General features: G+C 69.5%; 1 protein-coding gene and 1 pseudogene. Both read right to left on the bottom strand.

Annotated features, from left to right (window positions below; all coding sequences use genetic code 11):
• Window positions 1–16: 16 nt before the first annotated feature.
• Window positions 17–502 (bottom strand): transposase, encoded by a 486-nt coding sequence (locus tag ACIQE0_RS38770; protein WP_402341117.1) that lies wholly within the window; start codon window positions 500–502, stop codon window positions 17–19.
• A gap of 19 nt (window positions 503–521) precedes the next feature.
• Window positions 522–1,043: pseudogene (locus ACIQE0_RS38765) on the bottom strand (winged helix-turn-helix domain-containing protein); the annotation flags it as partial.
• Window positions 1,044–1,171 lie beyond the last annotated feature (128 nt).

The following is a 1,171-nucleotide window of genomic DNA, read 5'->3' as shown; positions in this document are numbered from 1 at the left end:
TACTGACTTCGGCTTGTCAGGGTGACGTTGGGGTGTCGAGGGTCAGGCCGGTGCCGGCTATGAAGCCGTCGAGGGTCTCGGGCCGGTACTGCGGGCGTTTGAGCCGGTTGCGGACGAGGGCCTCGAGTCGGTCGAGGGCGACCACGGCGAGGTTGGCCAGGCTGCGCTTGACGTGTGCCCAGACCCACTCCACGGGGTTGAGGTCCGGCGAGTAGGCGGGCAGCAGGAACACCGTCAGCCAGGCACGTTCGGCGATCAAGTCGCGCATGGCGTGGGAGACGTGGGTGTTCAGACGGTCCCAGACCAGCACGATCGGCGCCTTGACCAACTGGTGGACGCCGTCGATCAGTGCGATGAAGTCGCGCTCGCCCATGCTGCGGCGCTTGCCTCTGCCCGCGGGATGGGATCGCAGACGGTGGCACAGCCGGGTACGGGAGCCGGGCCGCATGGCGATCAGCCCGGCCACCGACAGACGTCCCGAGCGCCGGCCGCTGACCGTCACGACACAGGGGTGCGGCCCCGTCGGCCCCAGGTGCGTCCTTTGGGCGGCCGGCGGGTGAAGCCTGCCTCGTCCTCGAAGCAGATGTAGCCCCCGCAGGCCGCCCGCGCTCTTTTACCTCCGCCCAGGTCGCCTCCTTCCACGCAGTGACGGCCTGCTCGTCGCGCTCAGCGACCTTCCGCGCGGGGACCTGCGGGCTGAAGCCGAGCCGGTGCATCAGCCTCGTGGCGCCCGAGACGCTGTAGGAGACGTGGAACTTCCGGCCGATCAGCGTGGCCACCCGCGCCGCGGTCCACACCTGGTCCTCCACCCAACCGTGTTCTGCTGGGCCCTGTTCCAGGTACACGGCCAGTTTCTCCAGGCAGCGCGGGGACAGACGGCATCGAGATCCGCTCGGGCCGCGGGAGGCCAGTGCCCCGGCCCCACCCTCCCGCGACAATTGGTGCCACTGGTAGGCCGACTTCGGGCTCACCCGCAGTCGTCGCGCGACCTCCGGTGCCTTGACTCCCCACTCGAACAGCTCGGCCGCCTGGATCCGTACCACTTCCCGGCGCTCACGGCCCGCGGCGGTCAGCCCGCCCCCATCCGCATATCTCACACACCACCGGATACAGCCACCGCTCCAGACTCATCAGGGCCTTCGCGAAGGTTCACCCTGACGAGCCGAAGTCA

The organism is Streptomyces sp. NPDC093097, from assembly GCF_044754325.1.
In the GTDB taxonomy this organism is placed as follows: Bacteria; Actinomycetota; Actinomycetes; order Streptomycetales; family Streptomycetaceae; genus Streptomyces.
Note: the sequence above shows the minus strand (reverse complement) of the source record. Positions and strands in the feature narration are given on the sequence as shown.